At 39.6% G+C, this 21,971-nt stretch carries 26 protein-coding genes and 1 pseudogene; 3 read left to right on the top strand and 24 right to left on the bottom strand.

All coding sequences use genetic code 11. From position 1 onward, the window contains the following. Positions 1-14: 14 nt before the first annotated feature. The 15 genes and pseudogenes from B7698_RS01820 to B7698_RS01740 form a co-directional block, all read right to left on the bottom strand. Positions 15-1,157, bottom strand: a complete 1,143-nt coding sequence (locus tag B7698_RS01820) for a replication initiator protein A (RefSeq protein WP_084864452.1) — start codon at positions 1,155-1,157, stop codon at positions 15-17. Continuing rightward, positions 1,157-1,339: a hypothetical protein gene (locus tag B7698_RS01815; protein ID WP_050246088.1), complete on the bottom strand. Its 183-nt coding sequence runs from the start codon at positions 1,337-1,339 to the stop codon at positions 1,157-1,159. Before B7698_RS01815 ends, B7698_RS01820 begins: the two co-directional genes overlap by 1 nt. Before the next feature lie 213 nt (positions 1,340-1,552). Next, positions 1,553-1,903: a helix-turn-helix transcriptional regulator gene (locus tag B7698_RS01810; protein WP_084864451.1), complete on the bottom strand. Its 351-nt coding sequence runs from the start codon at positions 1,901-1,903 to the stop codon at positions 1,553-1,555. A gap of 9 nt (positions 1,904-1,912) precedes the next feature. Next, a complete protein-coding gene (locus B7698_RS01805) occupies positions 1,913-2,281 on the bottom strand; it encodes a hypothetical protein (protein WP_084864450.1) in 369 nt (122 codons plus the stop codon). Positions 2,282-2,426: 145 nt separating this feature from the next. Next, positions 2,427-3,596, bottom strand: a complete 1,170-nt coding sequence (locus B7698_RS01800; RefSeq protein ID WP_084864493.1) for a glycoside hydrolase family 3 protein — start codon at positions 3,594-3,596, stop codon at positions 2,427-2,429. 171 nt (positions 3,597-3,767) lie between these two features. Then, positions 3,768-4,403, bottom strand: coding sequence for a tRNA (guanosine(46)-N7)-methyltransferase TrmB (gene trmB, locus B7698_RS01795; RefSeq protein WP_084864449.1), 636 nt, complete (start codon positions 4,401-4,403; stop codon positions 3,768-3,770). Continuing rightward, entirely contained in the window at positions 4,400-5,194 is a 795-nt protein-coding gene (ccrZ, locus tag B7698_RS01790) for a cell cycle regulator CcrZ (protein WP_000362999.1), read from the bottom strand. The genes trmB and ccrZ overlap by 4 nt, the downstream gene beginning before the upstream one ends. A gap of 161 nt (positions 5,195-5,355) precedes the next feature. Then, positions 5,356-5,967 (bottom strand): CPBP family intramembrane glutamic endopeptidase, encoded by a 612-nt coding sequence (locus B7698_RS01785; RefSeq protein WP_084864448.1) that lies wholly within the window; start codon positions 5,965-5,967, stop codon positions 5,356-5,358. Positions 5,968-5,997: 30 nt separating this feature from the next. Then, entirely contained in the window at positions 5,998-6,246 is a 249-nt protein-coding gene (blpZ, locus tag B7698_RS01780) for an immunity protein BlpZ (protein ID WP_084864447.1), read from the bottom strand. A 41-nt stretch (positions 6,247-6,287) separates the two neighbouring features. Next, entirely contained in the window at positions 6,288-6,977 is a 690-nt protein-coding gene (locus tag B7698_RS01775; RefSeq protein WP_049505112.1) for a CPBP family intramembrane glutamic endopeptidase, read from the bottom strand. Positions 6,978-7,064: 87 nt separating this feature from the next. Next, a pseudogene (locus B7698_RS01770) lies at positions 7,065-7,469 on the bottom strand (immunity protein). Between the two features lie 839 nt (positions 7,470-8,308). Beyond that, a complete protein-coding gene (locus B7698_RS01755) occupies positions 8,309-8,665 on the bottom strand; it encodes a hypothetical protein (RefSeq protein ID WP_084864446.1) in 357 nt (118 codons plus the stop codon). Between the two features lie 91 nt (positions 8,666-8,756). After that, positions 8,757-10,106 carry a sensor histidine kinase gene (locus tag B7698_RS01750; protein WP_084864445.1) on the bottom strand — a complete coding sequence of 450 codons (1,350 nt, stop codon included), beginning with the start codon at positions 10,104-10,106 and terminating at the stop codon, positions 8,757-8,759. Positions 10,107-10,119: 13 nt separating this feature from the next. Continuing rightward, on the bottom strand, positions 10,120-10,857 hold the full coding sequence (locus B7698_RS01745; protein ID WP_084864444.1) for a response regulator transcription factor: 738 nt from the start codon (positions 10,855-10,857) through the stop codon (positions 10,120-10,122). Positions 10,858-10,861: 4 nt separating this feature from the next. After that, positions 10,862-11,200: a LytTR family DNA-binding domain-containing protein gene (locus B7698_RS01740; RefSeq protein WP_084864443.1), complete on the bottom strand. Its 339-nt coding sequence runs from the start codon at positions 11,198-11,200 to the stop codon at positions 10,862-10,864. A gap of 278 nt (positions 11,201-11,478) precedes the next feature. On the opposite strand from B7698_RS01740, the gene B7698_RS01735 reads away from it, so the two are divergent. Next, positions 11,479-11,808 (top strand): hypothetical protein, encoded by a 330-nt coding sequence (locus tag B7698_RS01735; RefSeq protein WP_000132582.1) that lies wholly within the window; start codon positions 11,479-11,481, stop codon positions 11,806-11,808. 62 nt (positions 11,809-11,870) lie between these two features. Here B7698_RS01735 and B7698_RS01730 read toward each other — a convergent pair whose 3' ends face one another. After that, positions 11,871-12,920 (bottom strand): ABC transporter permease, encoded by a 1,050-nt coding sequence (locus B7698_RS01730; protein ID WP_084864442.1) that lies wholly within the window; start codon positions 12,918-12,920, stop codon positions 11,871-11,873. Next, positions 12,917-13,648 carry an ABC transporter ATP-binding protein gene (locus B7698_RS01725; RefSeq protein WP_084864441.1) on the bottom strand — a complete coding sequence of 244 codons (732 nt, stop codon included), beginning with the start codon at positions 13,646-13,648 and terminating at the stop codon, positions 12,917-12,919. Before B7698_RS01725 ends, B7698_RS01730 begins: the two co-directional genes overlap by 4 nt. A 67-nt stretch (positions 13,649-13,715) precedes the next feature. Here B7698_RS01725 and B7698_RS01720 point away from each other — a divergent pair, with 67 nt between their 5' ends. Together B7698_RS01720 and B7698_RS01715 are read left to right on the top strand one after the other, a co-directional pair. Continuing rightward, the gene (locus B7698_RS01720) at positions 13,716-14,126 is read left to right on the top strand and encodes an HIT family protein (protein ID WP_023932568.1); all 411 of its coding nucleotides are present in this window, start codon (positions 13,716-13,718) and stop codon (positions 14,124-14,126) included. Positions 14,127-14,135: 9 nt separating this feature from the next. Continuing rightward, positions 14,136-14,423 (top strand): hypothetical protein, encoded by a 288-nt coding sequence (locus tag B7698_RS01715; RefSeq protein ID WP_000777754.1) that lies wholly within the window; start codon positions 14,136-14,138, stop codon positions 14,421-14,423. 25 nt (positions 14,424-14,448) lie between these two features. On the opposite strand, the gene dnaJ is transcribed toward B7698_RS01715, so the two are convergent. The 7 genes from dnaJ to B7698_RS01680 form a co-directional block, all read right to left on the bottom strand. After that, positions 14,449-15,585, bottom strand: a complete 1,137-nt coding sequence (dnaJ, locus tag B7698_RS01710; protein WP_001066308.1) for a molecular chaperone DnaJ — start codon at positions 15,583-15,585, stop codon at positions 14,449-14,451. A 796-nt stretch (positions 15,586-16,381) separates the two neighbouring features. Next, positions 16,382-18,205, bottom strand: a complete 1,824-nt coding sequence (dnaK, locus tag B7698_RS01705) for a molecular chaperone DnaK (RefSeq protein ID WP_049488003.1) — start codon at positions 18,203-18,205, stop codon at positions 16,382-16,384. A 273-nt stretch (positions 18,206-18,478) separates the two neighbouring features. Further along, positions 18,479-19,003, bottom strand: coding sequence for a nucleotide exchange factor GrpE (grpE, locus tag B7698_RS01700; RefSeq protein WP_004261014.1), 525 nt, complete (start codon positions 19,001-19,003; stop codon positions 18,479-18,481). 26 nt (positions 19,004-19,029) lie between these two features. Beyond that, positions 19,030-20,064: a heat-inducible transcriptional repressor HrcA gene (hrcA, locus tag B7698_RS01695; protein ID WP_084864440.1), complete on the bottom strand. Its 1,035-nt coding sequence runs from the start codon at positions 20,062-20,064 to the stop codon at positions 19,030-19,032. A 160-nt stretch (positions 20,065-20,224) separates the two neighbouring features. Continuing rightward, the gene (locus tag B7698_RS01690) at positions 20,225-20,737 is read right to left on the bottom strand and encodes a DUF2812 domain-containing protein (RefSeq protein ID WP_084864439.1); all 513 of its coding nucleotides are present in this window, start codon (positions 20,735-20,737) and stop codon (positions 20,225-20,227) included. 34 nt (positions 20,738-20,771) lie between these two features. Next, positions 20,772-21,347 (bottom strand): DUF2812 domain-containing protein, encoded by a 576-nt coding sequence (locus tag B7698_RS01685; RefSeq protein WP_084864492.1) that lies wholly within the window; start codon positions 21,345-21,347, stop codon positions 20,772-20,774. Next, a complete protein-coding gene (locus B7698_RS01680; RefSeq protein ID WP_192851950.1) occupies positions 21,347-21,667 on the bottom strand; it encodes a PadR family transcriptional regulator in 321 nt (106 codons plus the stop codon). The genes B7698_RS01685 and B7698_RS01680 overlap by 1 nt, the downstream gene beginning before the upstream one ends. Positions 21,668-21,971: the final 304 nt, after the last annotated feature.

The following is a 21,971-nucleotide window of genomic DNA, read 5'->3' as shown; positions in this document are numbered from 1 at the left end:
CAACTCTCTTTCTTTTAACAAGTCACAATGTCTTTAGATAACTCAGCTAAATAGTGATTCAGTTTCGTCTCCGACAGTTTGTCTGGATAATAATGGGCAACCACACTAGGACACTCTTCAGGGAATTTTCTAGCATACTCACTTTGTCCTGATAGCTCAAGGAAACCATGTTCTTTTTCAATTAGCAAAGCCATCTTCCAAAAATGAATCATCATTTTGTAGAAGTAGGCTGGGATATTCTGGATTATTTTCCCTTCAACCTCTCCTGTTTTGATTTTGAAAATCAATTTATCAAGCTCACGTTCAAGATCCTGCAGCCACACCTCTCCATAAATTTCTTGATTAGCTAAGAGGTTCTTGTAATCTGTCTCAACTTTACGTTTTGATTGATAAATCTTATTTTCAAGAATTTTTGCATCTTTTCCAAATAAACTGAGTTTCTGAACTAGTTGAGGAGAAAGGAAACCATGTTGCCCCATTTTAAATGCTTCAGAAATTGATAAATCAGATAAAGATGACTCGCCCTCGTATCGATTAGTATCGTATGAAGATTCTGTCTTACTCCTCTCTGTATTTATTCCGTCCGATTTATGGACATTTTGAAGTCCGTTTTGTGGACGTCCGTTTTTGAGACTTCCGCTGTTATCAAGAGAATTAAGCCCCTTTTTAAAATCGCACGCTTTTTCGTAGAGAACCCTACCAAAAGAATCAACCTTCTTCAATAACTCACCCTCAGCTGAATAGTACTCACTTATTTCTAAATTAGCATCAACTAGTTGAAGATAAAGTCTGTTGGGCTTATTGAGACCCTGTCTAACTTCTCGTAAGAGACCATGTTCTTGCAGTTCTTTCTTAATCTTGGTAACCTTCATCTTTCCCCTATCCAGTAACAACATCAAATCAGATACTGTAAAAATTAGAAAGACTGCTCCGTTCTCATCAACGTAATCTCTATTTCCCTTCTGAAAAGAACTGATACTTAATTTACAACGATTATAGAGAGCGCCATATGCTAACTTGGCATCAGATGAAAGACCAGTATAGGAACTAGTCAATTTGACATAGCCGTTCTCGTTATGTTGAATACGAGTGAAAAAGATTTCTGGAATTTGATAAAAAGTTTGTGTTGCTAGTTGATCAATCGTGATATCCGCCATTAAAATCCTCCTACAACTTGTAACCTCAAGCCACCAGCTTCAGGAAAATAGACAAGATGAGCTTGTTCTAACTCTTCAATAGCCGCAATAGCTCGGCTTCTAGTCCATCCCATCGTATTCATCAAATCGAAAATCATTACGTCTCTAGTCACATTTGAGAAGTTTGTTTGGTGTTGTTTCATATGTGATCCTTTCTTTACTTGATTAGTCCAAAATAGTTGAACAGTGATAATAAAACTACAAAAGCATTTAGGGTGAAAACAACTAGAAAAAATATAAAGGGTTTAGGTTTATTTCTGTGATAAGAGCTGATAAACATGCCATATGAAGCAATAGCAAAAATTAGATTAAATATATTCAGAATACTCATCAAGTTTTTCCTTTCTTAATTTTTATTATAGATCTGCACTCCTTATCTGTTCGAGAACATCTCTTTCCTTTTTATCAAGTTCTATGTATTCTTGTAGGAGTTTTGACTTTTTTTCACTGATAAAAGAAAGTTCTTTAACTAACTCTATCAATATTGTTGCGTTTGGTTTATTGACCGTAGAGTTCTCTTCATAACCGAGTAGATATGGGATAGATACTCCGAAGTATTCTGCAAGAATTTTTGCATTTTCTATACTAAGATTTGTTTTTCCATTTTCGTATTTTCCGTATTGAGACTGGTTCGTATTCAAAACTTTTGCTAAGTCAGCTTGAGTCAATCCTTTTTCTTTTCTTAGTTTTTTAAGCCTATTAGACATAATAACTCCTCAAATATATCCCATCAATTCTGGATTAAACTCTAGAGTCAACCACGAGGCTTCATCATAAGTCAATTGGCTAGATTGTCCCCATGTCCCGTCTCTTGCTCTTCTGTAGTAAGGATAACTTCCATGTTTATTTCTAGGATACAATTCATGAATAACATTATCTTTAATAACTTCCCAAAGTAGACTAGACGGCTTATAATAATACCCGTTTCCAAGCCAAACCCTATCGAGATCATCGTATGGAGATACCTTTTCTTCAGAATTTACTTCAGGGATACTATCAATTACATCTTCATTCTTATCAAGATCGATTACATCGAAAATTTCTAACGAATCAATATTCATAATAAGTTCAATATTATCTGACATTTTTTCTCCTTAATTTTTGGCAACGAAAAAGAGAACGAATTTCCTCGTTCTCTGCATATATTTATATGTTTCTTGTATTTCTCAAAACTCTAGACACTTACACCTTGAAGCTTTTTGTCTGGACTTACAAGACTACACTTTTCTTTTACTGCGTCGCTCCTAATAAGCCCAAGTCGTATTTCCATGTTAAAATACGTCTGACAGACTCATCAATACGTTCTTCTGTCAACTCTCCAGAGGAAATTTTCTTTAATAGATAAGGAATCTGGGTTTGATAGGAAGACCCTAGAATCAGGTCATTTCCAGCTACAATCACTTGGAAAGCAGCTTCTTCCTGACTGACAAAATCAGCTATTCCTGCCATATCAAAATCATCCGTCATAATGACACCTTTGAAATGCAGTTTCTTCCGCAGAAGGTCAGTGATTTTCGGTGAGATAGATGATGGCACTGTGTCAATTTTAGATAAGATATTGTGAGAGACTAAGACACTATCCGCCCCTGCATCTATCCCAGCTTGAAAGGGAAGAAAATCTGCTTGTCTTAATTCATCTAGAGAACGGTTGTCTTGGATAATAGCGGTATGACTATCTCCATTATCTCCATATCCTGGAAAATGTTTCAAGGTTGACCCAACATTACTCTTTTTAAGTTCTTCTACGATCTGCTGAACATAGCTTGCAGTTGTTGGAGCATCTTGTCCAATCGTTCGATCATAAATGAAGGCTGACTGATCCCTTGCAAAATCCGCAACCGGGAAGAGTCCAGCATTAATCCCAACAGATTCTAATAACTCTGCCTTTTGCTTCGTATCAGAAAGCACCGCCTCCATTCCCCCTTGCTGATAAAGTGCCCTAGGAGATTGAAAAGGAGTTTCTAAAATCGAACTGATACGAGTCACTGTCCCTCCTTCTTCATCTGAACCAATCAATAAAGGAATCTTTGCAGCAGCTTGGTAGTCTTTTGTCAAAGTCTTTATATCCTCTAAACTTCGCCCCTCAAAATCTCTTCCAAATAAGATATAACCAGCCAAATGATAGGATTGAAGATCTTCTATCTGATGATTAGAAGGAACTCTGGCCCAAAATAATTGTCCCACTTTCTCTTCCAAGGTCATCGTGGCCAATCTGTCTTCGATAACCTTATTTTCCTCTCCTTCACTGGTTTCAATAGTTGTTTCAGTTTTTTCTACTTGGACCTCTTTTTCTGTTTGCACCTCTACTTGTCTATGTTGTTGGTAATCAGAAAAAATCAAACCAACTATCACAAGAAAGAAGAAAAGATAGAATACAAGAGGGTTTATACTATTTCTCATAACCTTTTCATTATACCACTTATCTGGCCCCAAATACACTCTTAGCAAAAACCAACCGTTTTGAAATCAAACTAAAAGGACTTAATCCTGCGCAGTACAGAACTAAATCCTTAGAATATATGACTCGTTTTACTTTTTGAATGCGAAACAGTTTTTTGAAATCTCTTTAGATTAAAACTGAGCCTCAACTCGATAGATAACTTGCCCCTTGTTGGAGAATTTTTGCTCGTATTCTGTCATGACATTGCCTTCAAAATCACTGGCATGTAAATCAAGCCAGACACCATTGAGCTTCATGCCATACTGAGAAAAGCTCACTAAACTGTACTCAAACAAGCCACGGTTATCCGTCTTGAAATGGATTTCTCCATTTTCAGGCAAGATACGTTTGAAGGTATCCAAGAAGGTCTTGTAGGTCAAACGACGCTTTTCATGGCGTTTTTTCGGCCATGGATCTGAAAAATTCAGATACAAGCGATCAATCTCACCATCTTCAAAGTAGTCAGTCAAGTCAGAACCATCTACCCACAAGAGCTTGATGTTAGGCACTCCAACTTCAAGCACCTTGTCCAAAGCGTAGCTCAAAACAGACTTTTGAATATCAATCCCGATATAGTTGATGTCAGGGTTTTGCTTGGCCATACCTGAAACAAAGGCACCTTTTCCACTTCCAACTTCCACATGAATGGGATTATCATTGCCAAACAAGTCCCGCCATTTTCCCTTGGCTTCTAAGGGATCGAGGACCACATACTGAGGATTTGCCTCTAGTAATTCTGTCGCCCCTTTACGATTTCTAACTCTCATCTTCTCTTTCCATACTTGTCTCGGAAGTGACGCAGGCCATGTATCTCCCGATTGACATTTTCTAAATCTTGGTTCATATAATACTTGGAAATCTGGCTCAAGTAAGACAATTGACCGTACCAATACAATTTATTTAATACCGTTTGATTATACTTGTAACCGTAGTAGGTCAACCATTCCTTCCACTGATGTTCTGGAATATAATGGCAGAGCATATGGGCCACATCAAACATGCGGTCGGTCAAGCGAACCGAATCCCAATCTACCAAATAAATCAAGCCACTATCTGTCTCAATCCAATTACTATGTCGTACATCTCCATGGACAATGGTCGCATGGTCCTCTCTAAATCCTGGAATAGTCTGACGTAAATCAGCCATCACTTCACTGATAAAATGATTTTTACGCAAAGCATCTGGAGCCGTTTCCTGCCAAGACTGTAGTAAATCTACAGGTGTTTCCATGGCATATCCCAACCGACTCAACTGTGTCATCAACGGACGTGAGCGATGAAGGCGGGTTAAAATATTGACGATTTGCTTACGATTCATATCATAGGGGGTCAATATTTTGCCTGTCAACCATTCTTGAGCACACATATCACGCCCATCTGCCAAACGGCGACTCCATAATAATTGTGGAGCAATTTGTTCTCTAGCTAGACCAGGTAGGATTGGAGAGGTGTTCATTTTTACAAAGATACGCTTCCCATCAGGATAGCTACCCATATAAGCCTTGCCACTTTTCCCAGGTATGGGAGTCAGTGTTAGCTCATTATCACCCAAATCCATTTCTTTCCTCCGTATAAAGTTTCCTTACTATTCTACTAGTTTTTGGCCTATTCGTCAACCGCTCCACACCCGATTCTCAAAGAAAAGCCTCTGGATTGGCTTGGGTATCATTATAGAAAGAAAAAGGCAAGCACCGTCTTCTGCTTACCTTTTCATGATTTTTATAAATAATATAAGAGTGGCCAAGCATTGTAAAACATGTGAACTAGAGTAGAAACCCATAGGTTTTGGCTCTTTTTATAAGCAAAGCCCAGTAACAAGCCCCCAAGTAGATAAAAAATAAACGAAGGGACATTAGAAGGTCCATGCATAAAAGAAAAGAGAGAGGAAGTCAGTACAATCCCTAACCAAGAATTGTCAAAAACCGCACCTTGAAGAAGTCCTCTGAAAATGAGTTCCTCCTGGATGGGTCCAAAAACTGAGGAAGTCAAAATCAAAGACAGGGAAATTCCTCTGCTGACTTCCGCCAAGTGTTGAACTCCCGCGCCAGAAGAAATAGCGAAGAAATGAATATAAACCAGCATCTCAAGTACACTTAGAAGAAAGATTGCAATGAAAAGCAAAAGTTCTTTCTTGCTTAACATCCCAAAAGAAATCATTTCAAACTTTCTAGCATAAGTAACACTCAGCGAGGTTACAAGAAGACTTACAATAATCAATTCAGATTCATTTTGAAAAAAATCCCCGTGGTTAATCGTATAAGGAACTGTAATGACAATTAGTAGTACTAAAAATCCAAAACAAAAGGCATGAAATTTATCAAAAAACTTCATAAAATTATCCTCCTCAACAAACAAACTTCCCTACAACTCATTCTTTAACTCTAGTCTTTCCAAAACAAACCATTTGAGTATCCAAAATACAATCACATAACCACCCCCTAAGAAGATAGCTATTAAAGATAGCATGGAATTTAGGAAATAAAAGACCACCACAGATACAAAGGTTAGCACAAAAACATTAAAGGCAATAGTGTCGGAAGCCAAATCTAGAATATAGGGTGTCAACCAGTCTAAGGTTTTTGAATCTAGGAAAAATAAGTGTTTATACATGATGAACTCCTCTATGGCTGAAAAGCAAGCCTTTTGTTTTTTTACCCCAAGACCCTATGTAGAAAAGTGAGCAGAAATGGTAAGTTTGCGATGATATTATTAACAATATGAATAGAATAAGAAGGATAGATACTCTTCGTATAACGTGTCAGCCAGGCAAATAGACAGCCCACTGCCGTATAGACAAAAATATCTGCGAGACTTGGTAAGCTAGAAAAGTGAGGCAAGGCAAATAGGAATGACGGAAAGAGAAGATCCAGCCCCCATCTCGAATTCTTAAAGAAGGCATGTTGAAGCAGTCCCCTACATACCAATTCTTCCATCAGAGGTCCTAGTACGATTAAGGTTAGGTAAACACCAAACTCCGCAAAATTTGTCTCACTATAGGCAATAAACAAATTCCACCCTTCATTGGTCCCCTGAACGTGTTTAGCTGTCAGATAGTTAAAGCAGATAAGCACAATGGCTGCTAACACCGTCAGAACAGAATAGCTCAACCACTTTTTCCTAGGAATACGAAAGAGATAAGCATGACCCGACCTGACTAAAATCCAAATCATCAGGCCGATAAAGAGAAGGCTGATGATGTTTCGAATCCAGATAAGATTTCCTACCCAAGACGAGAACTCCCAATAATTGCTCCAAAATTGGGTTGTCCAAAACAATCCGAAAAACAGAAACAAATAAGAAAGAATGGCACTCGTTTTAAAAAGAATAGAGTGTTTTTTCATAGAACTCCTCCCTATTATCTACAAGACAGGATAACCTCCTCCTGCCAGTCTATAGACTAGCCCCAGATTAAGAAGAAAACTCTTCCCCTACTTTTTATAATACTTCAAACCCCAAATGAGCAGAAGCATGATAAGCAAGCAGAGAATAGCGCCAATATAAGCGATTAGTTGTTGGTAGAATTCTACTGCTGTGATACCTCAATACAAACAAATAATAGACATAAAACCTGTCAAACCAATGAACATAAGTTGATTGGTTCTAGGACTAACTAAATCATCATCTTCAAATTCTCTTATCCTCATCTCCCTAGTGAGGTAAACAGTAACCAAAATGGAAGCTAAGTTAATAACCACTAAAAGAAATTGGAAAACCAAGGAAAAATTTAAAAACTGACGAGATAGAAATAGATAAGTGGAGACAAGTAAGGGCAACTGCCCTAGGAACAATCTCGCAAGGAAGATGTTCCGTTTTTTAGCAAGAAAAGTTTTCATTTCTTTGCTCCTTTCTTTTTAGTTAAAGCAAGATAGATTATAACCGCAATCACATAGGCTATGGTATAGAATAGATGATACCAAGCACTATCCCTAAGCGGATATAGAAATATGGACATGATCAGATACAAGATGAAAATGACAAGTATTTTTTTCTTCATAAAATTTCCTCCTGAATGTTTGTTGAGCTAGAACCTTTACACTGCTAGTATAGCACTCGTTTTATTCTTGGATCACTCAAATCGTAAATGGTCATCAAAACCTCTTGAATTGTTAAAAAATTTAAAAAAGCAAGCATGAAAAACATACTTGCCCTTTACACAATATTGATACCAACTTAATTTGTAGATTTTTTATCCTGTTATCACATATCATTTTGACAGGCGAAACAATATTAAAGAAACTCCACTGTAGATTAAACTAGCGATAAAAAATCTTTTTATCTAATTAGATCTATCTTTATTCTTCTTTGGAGATTTTAAAAATTTTCCCCTAATTAAATAAGTAATAAAAGAAATAAGCATACTGACAACAAAAACAATAAGAAAACTTTTGAAATCCATAATTACCTCCAAGTACACAAGCTCAAGTCTTTAAGCGACCATAATAGCCAATTGTAACATTGTTTTTGCATTCACGAGGAATACCTCTTTTTACTTTCGTCCTATTACAACCTTAATAAGGTTAGTATACTACTATTTTTTAAAATTTTCCATCCAAATCATAAATGGTCATCAAAACATCTTGAATTGTAAAAATTTAAAAAGCAAGCATGAAAAACATACTTGCCCTGGGGGAACTTGACAATGTGAAAATACAAAATAGAAAACTACTCACCCTCACTTCCGTATGTTCTCATATATTCTCATAATCGCAACAAGGATAGCAGCTGTCCCACTTGCCAAAGCGATAAGGGTAATGATAATGTTGAGGATTTCAGGCGTACTCCCTATTCTGTTGATAAGACGGAGTAGGGATATAACTGTCAACTGAATCAGGAGTATTGATTCTACTCTTACCAATGAAGTAAGTCTGTTTTCAACTGCATATAAAAAGGCTGGTAGCATAACACAGGCTATAGCAATCACAAACAGGTTGCTCCCTGTTTCTTCTCCCTTGTTCACCACGGAAATCATGAGAAGATTCGATGCTATGATCAACGTAGAGCAGATGATAAAAAAAGATTTCTTATTCATTTAATATACCTCGCATACTATGGTAAAAATCAAACTGGACAAAGACAAATTTTATCTGTTAGCTTCTGCCAATTCTTTTTTCACAAATTTTCTAATGACCAACCGGCAGCAAGTGAACCGTTAAAACCTGACGAAAGACTTGATCTTGACAGGTAGTATTTAAACTGGCATTGGGATAACTTTCCACAATCTTCATAACGGTATAGAGACCGACACCTCTCTCCTCCCCTTTAGAACTAACTCCAAAGGAGAAGATTTCAGAAATATCTACGCCCTCTTCTTTGATGGAATTTTCGATGATGAAGGTCTCCTGTGCTCCATTTTTTAAAAAGGCAATTGAAACGCGAGGTTGACTGGCCTCTAGACTGGCTTCAATGGCATTATCACAAAGGATAGATACAATGGTTAGAAAATCAAGTAGGCTCATCCCCTCGACTTGAATCTCCTCAGGAACTTCGACATTAAAGACAATGTCCTTTTCTCTAGCTTTTATAAATTTTCCAGCTAGAAGACTTTTGAGGGCACGATCCCGAACATTCACCAATCGGCCCAGGTCATATTTATTGTCCTGCAATTTTTCACTAGAATCCTTCAAGACAGAGTCGTAGACCTCTTTTATCTGCTCCATATCCTCCTCTTCAATGCCCAGACGTAAGCTGGTCAAGAGGTTGGTGTAGTCATGACGAAAACTCCGTACTTCCTTGTAAAGTTCCTCTATATGCCGACTATAGCGTTCCATATCTCTGTAGCGAAAGGCCTGCTCTTGGTCCAGTCTCTCATGGAGTTTGTCCTTCAAATAGGTATCCAATTTCTTGATAACCCCCATAAAAAAGAGTAGGTAAAACACTAGGATGAGATGGCGAACAGTCGTTGATTGAATACCTTGCTCATATTCAAAGTAAGACAGACTTTGTATCACCAAATAGTAACCCCCCATTATCCAGTTAATCTGAGTCAGGGACTTTTGAAAGGCTTTATCTAGAATCTCCCTTCTCAAACTCGTAAAATCATAGTCCAACCATTTCAAAAAAGCTAGAGAAATGAAGAAATTGAAAATTATTATACATAACCCAGTAAATGAGTAGTCATCATATACTTGCCCTTGTCCCAAAAATGGAAGTACAAAATAAGAAACACCTCTATAAAAGAGATTCACCAATATCATTGGAAAGAGACCATAAAAGAAAAGCAGTTTTTTAGGAAGTCCTCTTAACAATAAGAAAGACAAACCGATGCCATACAAGGGTTCCATAAAATAAGATAGGTAAATATTTCCTACTATATAGCTAATCATTACAAAAACAAAGGCCAACAGTATCTTAAAAAGAAAGGCCTTAAAAATCCTCTCGAAAGTAAGATCAATTCCATCTACCTTAAAGAAGATGACAATTTCTAGTCCATTAGTAACAAGTGTATACAACAATATCCAAGCAACAGCCATAAGTTCTCCTTAATCAGTGTAAGTTATTGATAGCCTCAGACACTTCCCTGACCTTATAACGCGCAATCAGACAGCTTCCACCATTGGGAAAGAAAAGGAGTTTTTCTTTCTTATCCAAATGCACCACATTTGCAGGATTGATGAGAAAAGAGCGGTGGCACTGCAAGAGACGGGGCTCCTGCTTGAAAACCTCCTCTAGACTTGCTGTAAATTCCAGCCTGTCTGTCTTGGTATAGAGAATAACACGATGGGCTCTGGGCGATGTTTCAAGATAATAAACCTCTTTAAAAGGATACTGGAATTGGGCAAATTTTGATTTAAAGTAAAAGCAATCTTCCGCCAGACTTTTACTGTCTTGACTATTGGCATAGAGAAGGGCTGTCTCGATCCGAGACTCAAACTCCTCAGCTGACAAGGCCTTATCAATATAGTCCAAAGCAGACACTTGGTAGCGAAAGGACAGGGGCATAAACTCTGAGTGAGTCGTCACAAAGACAATCAGGGCATAGGGGTCTCGATCCCGAATCTTTCTAGCCACTTCCAGCCCCTTCATCTCCTCATTTCGAATCTCAATATCCAAAAAGAATAGCTGATGGGCTCCCTTCTCATGCACCTCTGCCAGCAGCTGGTCTGGCTTACCAAAAACTTCAAAAGAACTCAGAGTGATATGATGTTCCTTCAAAAGTTTCTCAATGGTCGTTTCAATCCTAGTCTGTTGGGAAAAATCATCTTCTAAAACAAATATTCTCATCTTTTTACTCTCCCTCTTTCAACCATTTTTGACGAATTTCTCTATAGCGACGTCTGGCATACTTGACAGCGTATTGACCTTCTTCTCCAAGAAAAAGGATTCTTTCTTGAAAATCAATCGATTTTAATTTATCAAGATTGACCAAACAATTTCGATGACATCTCATCAAGATTTCCCCATATTGGTTCTCAAGATTACTTAAATTTTGAACCATATTAAAACTAGCTTCTTCTGTAACAATCTGTACAGTATGGGCTTTAGTTGGATGTGTTTGGATATAGTAGATATCGTCGACGTTTACTTTATAGACTGTTTTCTGTGTCTGAATAATCATATGTTTCATTGGATTCTCCTCCTAAGAAGAGAATAACAGAAAAAGCTTAACACAAGCCCACCAAATCCTAAACAGGCCTTTAACGCTCCTGAAGGGTATCTTGTTCCTCAAATAAGCATGATAATCTTACCACTATTTTATCATAAAATTCACTCAGCGCAATTCAAGACATTTCAATGACAATTAAAGATTTGAATAAAAAAAAAGAGTTAAAAGTGATAGACTGACAGTATCAAAACACAGTTGCTAGAAACAAGACTGGCACCCAGATTAAAGGAGGAATTCTCATGACAGATACAGACCCTATAAAAAGAGCTCAAACCTTGATTACCGACTTAAACAAAGCCTATCAAGCATGCAAACAGGCAACGGCTGACGACGTCCGCTTTCAGGAGCAACTAAACTCTATTCTTGGCTTTCTAGCCAAGGCTGAGGCAGTGGATAATCGAGTCTTGATTGAACTGGAAAAATTTTACCAGACTTCCAGTCTTCTCATGGGACTCAGCGCCCTCGATCCAGACGCTCCTACTCGCGCCGCTTGGCGGGCCTATGACCGCTTCCACTTTGACCAGGTCAAGACCAAGTTGAGCCTCTACGGGCCAACCATTATCCTGTAGTAACAAAAAAGAAGTTGAGACAAACTGAACTCAACTTCTTTTTTAGTGTCATATAGGCAATGTTAGTCCTGCATCTGACGTTTTACCTGATAAGGCAAATACAAGACTAGTAAAACCAAACCAGCACCCAGCAAGGCTAGAAGGGCTATTTTTTCTTGGAAGGTAATCAATCCAACAACTAATTCCACTACTAAGACCAAACTGGTCAATCCTCGGACTACTGCCTGCAAGCCTTTTTCCTTTTGCCCCTTGTCCAGCGGAAAGACTTGGGTCAAATACTGGTAGTCAAAGGCATGATAGAGGGCCAACAACTGGAAGAGCAAGAGGTAGTTAAACAGCACTACCACTGCTGTCGCAATCCAAGCTTGCTCGATAAAGACCTGCGCCAGTATGGAAAGCAAGAGCAGACGAAGACTGAGCGCAAAGAGGTCTCCATTTCGCAAATAAGAACGCAGATAGAGATTTTGCCAAATCTTTCCAGGCACCTTTTGAACAACCTTTAGGATAAAGTCCAGATAGACACGACGCTTGACGCTGTTTGAAATTCCCTTTACCTGGGTAAAGAGGGCAAAGAAACGGAGCAAGACTTGCTTACGCTTGCTTTCTTGGGAAATAACATAGTCCCAGTCCAGTCCAGTTTCAGTGAAAAATTTGCTGGCCTTTTGACGAAAGAGGAAATATTTACCTACCCCCAATAAAAGCACATAGACCAGAAAAACTGGCAAGCCATAACCCATTGCTAAAAATAAGGGCGAAAATAACAGCAAGAAAAGGGTTTGGACAAAGAGCCAAAAGGCTAGGGAAATACCAGTTTGACGCTTGAGATGGAGTTTGATTTCCTCTTCTCCGACCAAGAGAAAGAGCTTGTCTGGAGCCTCCATATAGGTGGCAATTCCTCCCCAAAGCAAAAGTAAAACAGACGTAATTCCTACAAATAAAAGGATAGGCCAATGATTTTCAGGAAAATCTTGCAAGAGTTGACTGTACTGGTAGGCTAGAAAGCCCAACAGGACAAGCAGGAACAAGACAAAGTGGTCATTGAGAACATAGCGCAAATAGCCAAGACACTCCTTACGAAAAGCCTGCTTTCTCTTTAAAAACAAGTCTTTCATAACTCCTCCTCTTTGGTCAGAGCCAAGTAAATATCATTCAAACTAGCCTCAGGCATATCAAAGGCTTCGCGCAGTTGCACCAGATTTCCCTTAGCTCGCACCTCTCCCTTGTGGAGAATGACAAAGGCATCACACATCTTTTCCGCTGAATCCAGCACGTGGGTACTCATGAGAATAGACTTGCCTTTTTGCTTTTCCACTTCCAAAAGCTGAATCAAGTCTGCAATAGCCAGCGGATCGAGCCCAAGGAAGGGCTCATCCACGATGAAAAGACTCGGATCCACCACAAAAGCACAAATAATCATGACCTTCTGCTTCATCCCTTTTGAAAAATGAACAGGGAACCAGTCTAATTTCTGGTCCAGACGGAACATTTTTAACAAAGGTTCTACTCGGTCAAAAGACACTTTCTGCTCAATACCATAAGCCATGGCAACCGTTTCGATATGCTCTCTGAGGGTCAATTCCTCATACAAGCTAGGTGTCTCAGGAATGTAGCCAATCTGCTTGCGGTAGCTTGTCGCATCTTCTTGCAGGGTCAGGCCATTGATATTGATAGAACCGCTATAAGGTGTCAACAGACCGATAATCTCATTGATTGTCGTCGATTTCCCAGCACCATTGAGACCAATCAGACCGACCAGTTGACCACTTTCAACAGTAAAGGACACATCTTTCAAGACAGGGACATGAACATAGCCACCTGTCAGGTTTTTTATTTCTAACATATTTTCTCCAAATCTGGTATAATGTAGCTATATTATATCAAAATTCAATACAGTAGAGGTAGATTTTATGTCAGATTGCATTTTTTGTAAAATCATTGCAGGGGAAATTCCTGCTTCAAAAGTATATGAAGATGAGCAGGTTCTTGCCTTTCTTGATATCTCTCAAGTGACACCAGGACACACCTTGGTCGTACCAAAAGAACACTATCGCAATCTTTTAGAAATGGACGCTACTAGCGCCAGCCAACTCTTTGCCCAAGTACCCAAAGTAGCTCAAAAAGTCATGAAAGCTACCAAGGCTGCTGGTATGAATATCATTGCCAACTGTGAAGAAATCGCAGGGCAAACCGTCTTTCATACCCACGTTCACCTCGTGCCCCGCTACAGTGCGGACGATGACCTCAAGATTGATTTTATCGCCCACGAACCAGACTTTGACAAACTTGCTCAAATCGCTGAAACCATCAAAAATGCCTAAGGAGTTGCCATGAAATTATCCAACCTACTGCTATTTGCAGGAGCTGCAGCCGGAAGTTATCTAGTCACAAAAAATCGCCAAACCATCACAGATGAAGTCTTGAACACCACTGACCGAGTTCAAGCTATCAAGGATGATGTGGATATTATCCAAAACAGCCTACAAATCATCGACCAGCAAAAAGAACTCATCAAGGAATATCAAGAAGACCTGACTTACAAATTTAAAGTCTTGGAAAAGGATATCCAGACTAGACTAGCTGTGATCAAAGAAACACAGGAAATTGAAGATAAGTAAAAAGAGCCACTCGGCTCTTTTTGCTTTATTCTCCTTCAAAGGCATCTTTAATATGGTCAAAGAATCCCTTTTTCTTTGGATTGACTTTTAAATCACCTGCAGCTGCGAATTCTTTCAAGGCTGCTTTTTGGCGGTCGTTCAAGCCTGTCGGTGTTACGACATTAACGGTAACATATTGGTCACCAACTGCACCACCACGAAGACTCGGAGCTCCTTTGCCACGTAGACGGAATTTCTTACCAGTCTGAGTTCCCTCTGGGATAACCAATTCAACATCACCGTGAACCGTTGGGATATCAACTGTATCACCAAGAGCCGCTTGGACAAAGTTGAGGTTGAGATTGTAGAAGATAGTGGTTCCTTCACGTTCAAACTTGTCGCTGGCTTCCACAGAAACCACCACGTACAAGTCACCGTATGGTCCACCGTTAAATCCTGCTTCACCCTGACCAGCTAGGCGAATTTGTTGACCAGTTTCCACACCAGCAGGGATTTTTACATGTACACTATGGGCTTGTTTTTCATGACCTGTTCCGTGACAAGTGGTACATGGATCCTTGATTTCTTTTCCACGACCGTGACAGACATCACAGGTTACTTGACGACGCATCATACCAAGCGGAGTCTGCGTATCGACGTTAATGACACCAGCGCCATGACAGCGTCCACAAGTGACTGGACTCGTTCCTGGCTTAGCACCTGAGCCATTACATGTACTACAGCTTGCTTCACGGTTGTATTTAACTTCTTTTTCAGCTCCAAAAATAGCTTCTTCAAAGGTCAAATTCACACGGTATTGGAGGTCATCCCCCTGACGAGGAGCATTTGGATTGCGCGAAGCACCGCCTCCGCCGAAGAAACTTGAGAAGATATCTTCAAAACCACCGAAGCCTCCTGCCCCATCGAAACCGCCGAAACCACCAGCTCCACCAAAACCACCGTTGGCTCCAGCAGCACCGTATTGGTCATAGGCAGCACGTTTTTGGTCGTCACTCAAAGTCTCATAGGCTTCCTGAACTTCCTTGTACTTTTCCTCAGCACCTGGCTCCTTGTTGATATCTGGGTGGTATTTTTTCGAAAGCTTACGATAAGCCTTTTTGATTTCGTCTGCCGAAGCGTTTTTGGACACCCCCAGACGATCATAAAATTCAGTATTGTTCATACAAGATACTAAGAGCGAACAGAAAGCGACTGAAATTTAGGAAACCGACAAGAAATCCTGATTTCTTAGGAGGTTTATCTAATTTCCAAGCTTTCCGCTCGAGTTCAATTACGAACACCCTTATTCCTTTCTGTTAATATTGCGGAACGAGACCACGATTTAGTCCGGGTTCAATTCCTTTCTTTTATATTGAATCAGAATTTTGGGAACCCGTGTTCAATTCCCTGAACACCTTTGTTCCTTTCTATTGATATTTTGAATCAAACCTCGATTTAGGTCGGGTTCAATTCCTGTATTTCATATTGATGAGACAAACCCCAAATAAATCAGGTTTAGACCCTTTTTACCGAAAAACAGAGGCTGGGTTGCAACCTCTGGATTTCTTCTTATCATTACGACGTTCGAAAATAAAGTCGATTATACTTTGTTTTTGAACTAGTAAGGCGTTTAGGCAAGTCGCCATAGTGATTGCTGTAGAATGACAATCACTTTAGTGATTAGTCATTCTTAACGAGTTAGGCTTAACTGAGTTTCGGCTAAAAACTTCGGAAAAAAGATAAGCCATCTTTTGTGCACCGCACAAGGCGATGGCTTCCTATTTTTCTTTCGTTTTCTTAACGCCTCAACATCTTACTAAATCGAGCACTCCCTAACCTCTTGGTGAAAAAGAGACGTAGCTGTTTTCGCTTTAGCAAACTACAGATATGGCTACCTTTAGGTGCAAATCTTCCTAGAAACTAAAGTTTCTGCGTCAGATTTCCTATTTTCACTGTGAGGTTTTAACGGGATTTGCATCTTATTTTTCCGTAAACTCTCCGTCTACGACGTCATCGCCTGCGTTTCCTGTTGCTTGTGCGCCTTCTGCTCCTGCTTGAGCTTGTTGGGCTGCTGCGGCTTGTTCGTAGAGTTTAACAGCAAGGCCTTGAGCTTTTTCGTTCAATGCTTCAAGTTTTGCTTTCATGTCGTCCAAGTTGTTGTCTTCTTGAGCTTTCTTAAGGTCATCAAGGGCAGTTTGGGCAGCGTCACGTTCTGCGTCGAAACCTTTTCCTTCAGTTTCCTTGATTGTCTTTTCAGTCGCAAAGATTGCTTGGTCAACTTCGTTACGAAGGTCTACTTCTTCTTTACGTTTCTTATCTGCTTCAGCGTTAGCTTCTGCATCTTTCATCATGCGATCAATTTCTTCATCTGTCAAACCTGAGTTTGATTGGATAACAATTGTTTGTTCTTTTTGAGTTCCAAGATCTTTAGCCTTAACAGACACGATACCGTTCTTATCAATGTCAAATGTTACTTCGATTTGTGGGATACCACGAGGTGCAGCTGGGATATCAGTCAATTGGAAACGTCCAAGAGTCTTGTTATCTGCTGCCATTGGGCGTTCACCTTGAAGAACGTGGATATCAACGGCTGGTTGGTTGTCTGCCGCAGTTGAGAAGACTTGTGATTTAGATGTTGGAATTGTTGTGTTACGGTCGATGAGTTTTGTGAAGACACCACCCATTGTTTCGATACCAAGTGACAATGGTGTTACATCAAGAAGGACAACGTCTTTAACATCACCAGTAATGACACCACCTTGGATCGCAGCACCCATGGCAACAACTTCATCAGGGTTTACTGATTTGTTTGGTTCTTTACCAGTTTCAGCTTTAACAGCTTCGACAACGGCTGGGATACGAGTTGAACCACCAACAAGGATAACTTCGTCGATTTCTGACAAGCTCAAACCTGCATCTGAAAGTGCTTGACGAACTGGAACTTTTGTACGTTCTACAAGGTCACGAGTCAAATCGTCAAATTTAGCACGAGTCAAAGTCATTTCCAAGTGAAGAGGTCCAGCCTCACCTGCAGTGATAAATGGCAAGCTGATTTGAGTTGAAGTTACACCAGAAAGGTCTTTCTTCGCTTTTTCAGCTGCATCTTTCAAACGTTGCATTGCCATCTTGTCAGTAGACAAGTCAATACCGTTTTCTTTCTTGAATTCTGCTACCAAGTGGTCGATGATTTTTTGGTCAAAGTCATCACCACCAAGTTTGTTGTCCCCTGCAGTTGACAATACATCGAAGACACCGTCACCCAATTCAAGGATAGAGACGTCGAATGTACCACCACCAAGGTCGAATACCAAGATTTTTTCTTCTTTATCAGTCTTGTCCAAACCGTAAGCAAGAGCGGCTGCAGTTGGTTCGTTGACGATACGTTCTACTTCAAGACCAGCGATTTTACCAGCGTCTTTTGTTGCTTGACGTTGAGCATCATTAAAGTAAGCTGGAACTGTAATAACTGCTTTAGTTACTTTTTCGCCAAGGTAGTCTTCAGCGTAGCCTTTCAAGTATTGAAGAATCATAGCTGAGATTTCTTGTGGAGTGTATTCTTTTCCATTAGCAGAAACTTTTTCAGAAGTTCCCATTTTAGATTTGATAGAGATGACTGTATCTGGGTTTGTAACTGCTTGACGTTTTGCAGCATCACCAACAATGATTTCGCCGTTTTTGAATGATACTACAGATGGAGTTGTACGGTTACCTTCTGGGTTTGCGATGATTTTGCTTTCCGTTCCTTCAAGAACTGCTACTGCTGAGTTTGTTGTACCTAAGTCAATACCGATAATTTTAGACATGTGTTTTCTCCTTAAATTTTAATTCGAATTTTGATTTTTTGATATTCCCCTTAAGTGGTGGGGACGTGAGCAACTCCCTTCGGGATTTCATCACTTATTTTTGAGCCTATTGTCTCAAAAATCCCCTGTTTCAGTATCTTTTGCTACTGAAACTTTCACCACAGTGGGAAATATCTTCCTTGCAAGCCTCCGGCTTGCCTCTTATCTTTCTTCATAGTTTATTGTCGTTTCGGACAAGTTTTCTATTATGTATGTTACAACCGTCAGAATTGCCTAGTTGTACACTACTACCATGGCTGGGCGTAGGATGCGGTCATGGAGTTTGTAGCCTTTTTGGAAGACTTGGGCGATGGTATCCGCTGGGTGGTCATCGTCTGCTGGGAGAGTTTGGATGGCCATATGGTAGTTATGGTCAAATTCACCGTCAGCTGCGATTTCTTCGATTCCTTCTTCTTTCAAAGCGTGAATCAAGCTTTCTTGCACCATTTCCAAGCCCTTCTTCACATCATCTGTCAAACCTTCAACTGCTAGTGCACGCTCAAGGTTGTCCAAAGAAGGGAGAATCGCTTTAGCTAAGTCCTGGCTACGATAACGTTGCAAGTTTTGACGCTCTTCATTGGCACGGCGTTGGATATTTTGCATTTCTGCATGAGCGCGAAGGTATTTGTTTTCGAACTCATCTGCACGTTCATTTGCCAAGTCCAACTCAGACTTCTCAGGAGTTGTTTCTTCTACCGTTTCCACAACTTCCTCTTCTTGGACTTCTTCTACTTCTTCATTTTTTATATCTTGGGCCATTTTCGCCTCCTTTAATGATTTCAATCTTAATGTACTTCATAATGATTACTGCTGAGGTAGCGGTAAAAATCTGTCAACTTCATGGTCAAAACACGGTTGACCACATTGACTTGGTTGATTAGCTGTTGGTAATCCAGATCGACTGGACCGATAATGGCTAGAATTCCAACTCCCCGATAAGGAATGAGAAACTTACTACTAATCACCGCTAGGTCAGCTAGACAGGACTCTTGACTGTCTGCAACACGGACGTTCTGCATCTGATCTTCACGCAACCCCTCACGAATCTCCAGAGCTACCTTTTGCGGTTGGTCAAAGAACTGATAAGCTGCCAGATTGGCAAAATTCAAGAGATTGACCTTGCCTGCCACCACAATATTTTCGTTGAACATTTCCTTAAAGATATGTTCAAAGAGATCGATAACATTATCCGTTGTTGTAAAGTAACGCTGGATAATCTGCGGAATCTCCGTCCGAATCTTGTAGTGAATATCTAGAACGGTGTGACCTAGGAAGCGTTCCTGAATAATGCTCTTCAGTTTCAGCAAATCCTCCTGCAAAAAGTTCCTTGGAATCAGAAACTGACTGGTAACCGTTCGAGACTCGTCTAGGGTGAATACTGCCAAGGCTGTATGTTGCCCCAAAACAACGATATCAAAGGCTGTCAACCGTTGCCTGCTCGGCTCAACATCCAGTGCTACTACCGTACAGCCACTCAAGTCTGTCAGTAGATTAGCAGCCTCTTGCAGAATATCCTCCAGTTTGAAGAATTCCTGATCAAAGGCTTTAACAATCTCATAAACCTCATTTTCAGCCAGTCGGTCAAAATCCAGTGAGTGTTTCACATAGTACTGAAAACCAGCAACACTTGGCATCCGACCACTTGAAGTATGAGCCTTCTCAAGCAAACCTTGCTTTTCTAGAGCCGCCATGTCATTACGAATGGTTGCACTGCTAGAGTTAATAGACTCTTGCAAGGCTTTGGATCCGACAGGTTCGTGCGTTTTGGTAAAGATGTCAATAATGAGATTTAGAATATCCTGCTGACGCTCTGTAACCACCTCATCACTCCTCTCTGTCTGATCAATTAGCACTCGATGCCCTCAAGTGCTAACTCATGATTCTATTATACACCCTTAAAAGAGAATGTCAAGACAAAAACTCAAAAAATTAGCACTCTTTTAACAAGAGTGCTAAAAATCAGTCTAAAGACCTAGAAGCCTACCTTCCATCTACTTGGTATTTCCTTTTAAGTCTGAAAAAACCATGAATTAGATAAGAAATCAGAAAGGCATATAAAAGAAAAATAATAAAGAAAGACATAGAAAGTTCTTCTTTAAATAAACTCATACAAACAACAAAACCACCTAAGAAAGTAGCTGTACAGGAACGAAGTCTAGATCGCATAACTTCCCATCTGAGCCCCTTACTCATATAGACTTGATCCTCTGAAAGTATATCATAAGCTGGTTTACGAAGAATCGAACAAGAACCTGCTCCTATCAATTCCCAACCTCTAGCTCTAAAATCTTGCAGTTCATGCTTATATTTTTTAAGAAATCTAGAATCATAGATACAGTAGATGACATCGTCTGGTTGACATTGGTCAAAATAGAACAAACCAAAACGACTCGTTCTATATCTCCAACCTTTCAAGTGCATCTCATGCAAATACTCTTCTTCCTTGTCCTCATCAAGAATCGTAAAAATCCGAAATTGTAGTTTGCTTTTCATCATCGCACCTCCAAATTAGAAAACATGCATGGTTTTATTTATCAGATAATTCTTTCCACTTTTGAAACAATCTCCAAAAAATATAAGAAATCTGAATCGCATGAACCATCAATAAAACACCATCTATTATAACAATCAAAAACATTTCCCAACTGAAAGAACTACCTCCAGTGATAAACTTTGAGAAAACCGGTAGTAGCGCTGAAAAGAGAAGCAAAATAGGAAGCATCCGCATTGTTAAAATTTTCTTGACCATTGCTAATTTCCCAGCCGCGTCATTATAAATTTCAAACTCGGCATCCGACTCAATTCCAGAATGAAGCTTTCTAAAGTAGGAAAACCCATTAAAGTCTGTAATATGCTCCCAGCCACAGTCTTTAAATAATTGTAAATAGGAGGCTCTCTCTGATTTTTTCATAGGATAAAAGTCCAACTGATAAGACACCTGCTCCGGTTGACACTTTTCAAAAGTATACTTAACCGCAACTACTAAGTTAGAGTAGGTCACTTCCTTAAGTTTCCAGCCCTCAGCATGCATTTTTCTAAGATATAAAGCCTCTCTATCATAATCCGCAATGGTAGCAATTCTATAAACAACCTTCTTTTCCATCATCTTTCCTCCAGACTATTTCTATAGAGCCGTTCAATACGTTTCAATTCAATATCTAAGACTTTTCGTCCCAAGTCTGTGATCTGATAGATTTTCCGTTTTTCCTCTTCACGGACAAAGGAAATCAAACCATCCTTTTCCATTTTTGACAAGGTTCCATACATAGTCCCAGGACTAATCGAAACTTGCGAATCTGTCATCTCCTTGACCTTTTGCGTAATACTATAACCATGACCTTCCTTTTGCAGACAGAACAAGATATAAAAGCCCGTTTCCGTCATCGGAAGATAGACCCGACGAATCTTAGCCGTTAATTCCATTTGCATTCACCTCCTATTCAGTTCGATATATCGCACTTCGTTATATAAAATATATCACAGTTCGATATAAAACGCAAGAAAAAGAGATCGACCTCAGGCAATCTTTCTGATTTATTAGGCTCTATAATATTTGTAGTGGGTAAATCCCCTATAGATATTATGGAGCCTATTTTTGTGTAAAAAAAAGTCCCATATGACCTATAATGAAAGGCTCTATAATATTTGTAGTGGGTAAATCCCCTATAGATCTTATGGAGCCTATTTTTGTGTAGAAAAAAAGTCCCATATGACCTATAATGAAAAG

Origin of the sequence: Streptococcus mitis (assembly GCF_002096855.1) — a bacterium.
Classification (GTDB): domain Bacteria; phylum Bacillota; class Bacilli; order Lactobacillales; family Streptococcaceae; genus Streptococcus; species Streptococcus mitis_Y.
Note: the sequence above shows the minus strand (reverse complement) of the source record. Positions and strands in the feature narration are given on the sequence as shown.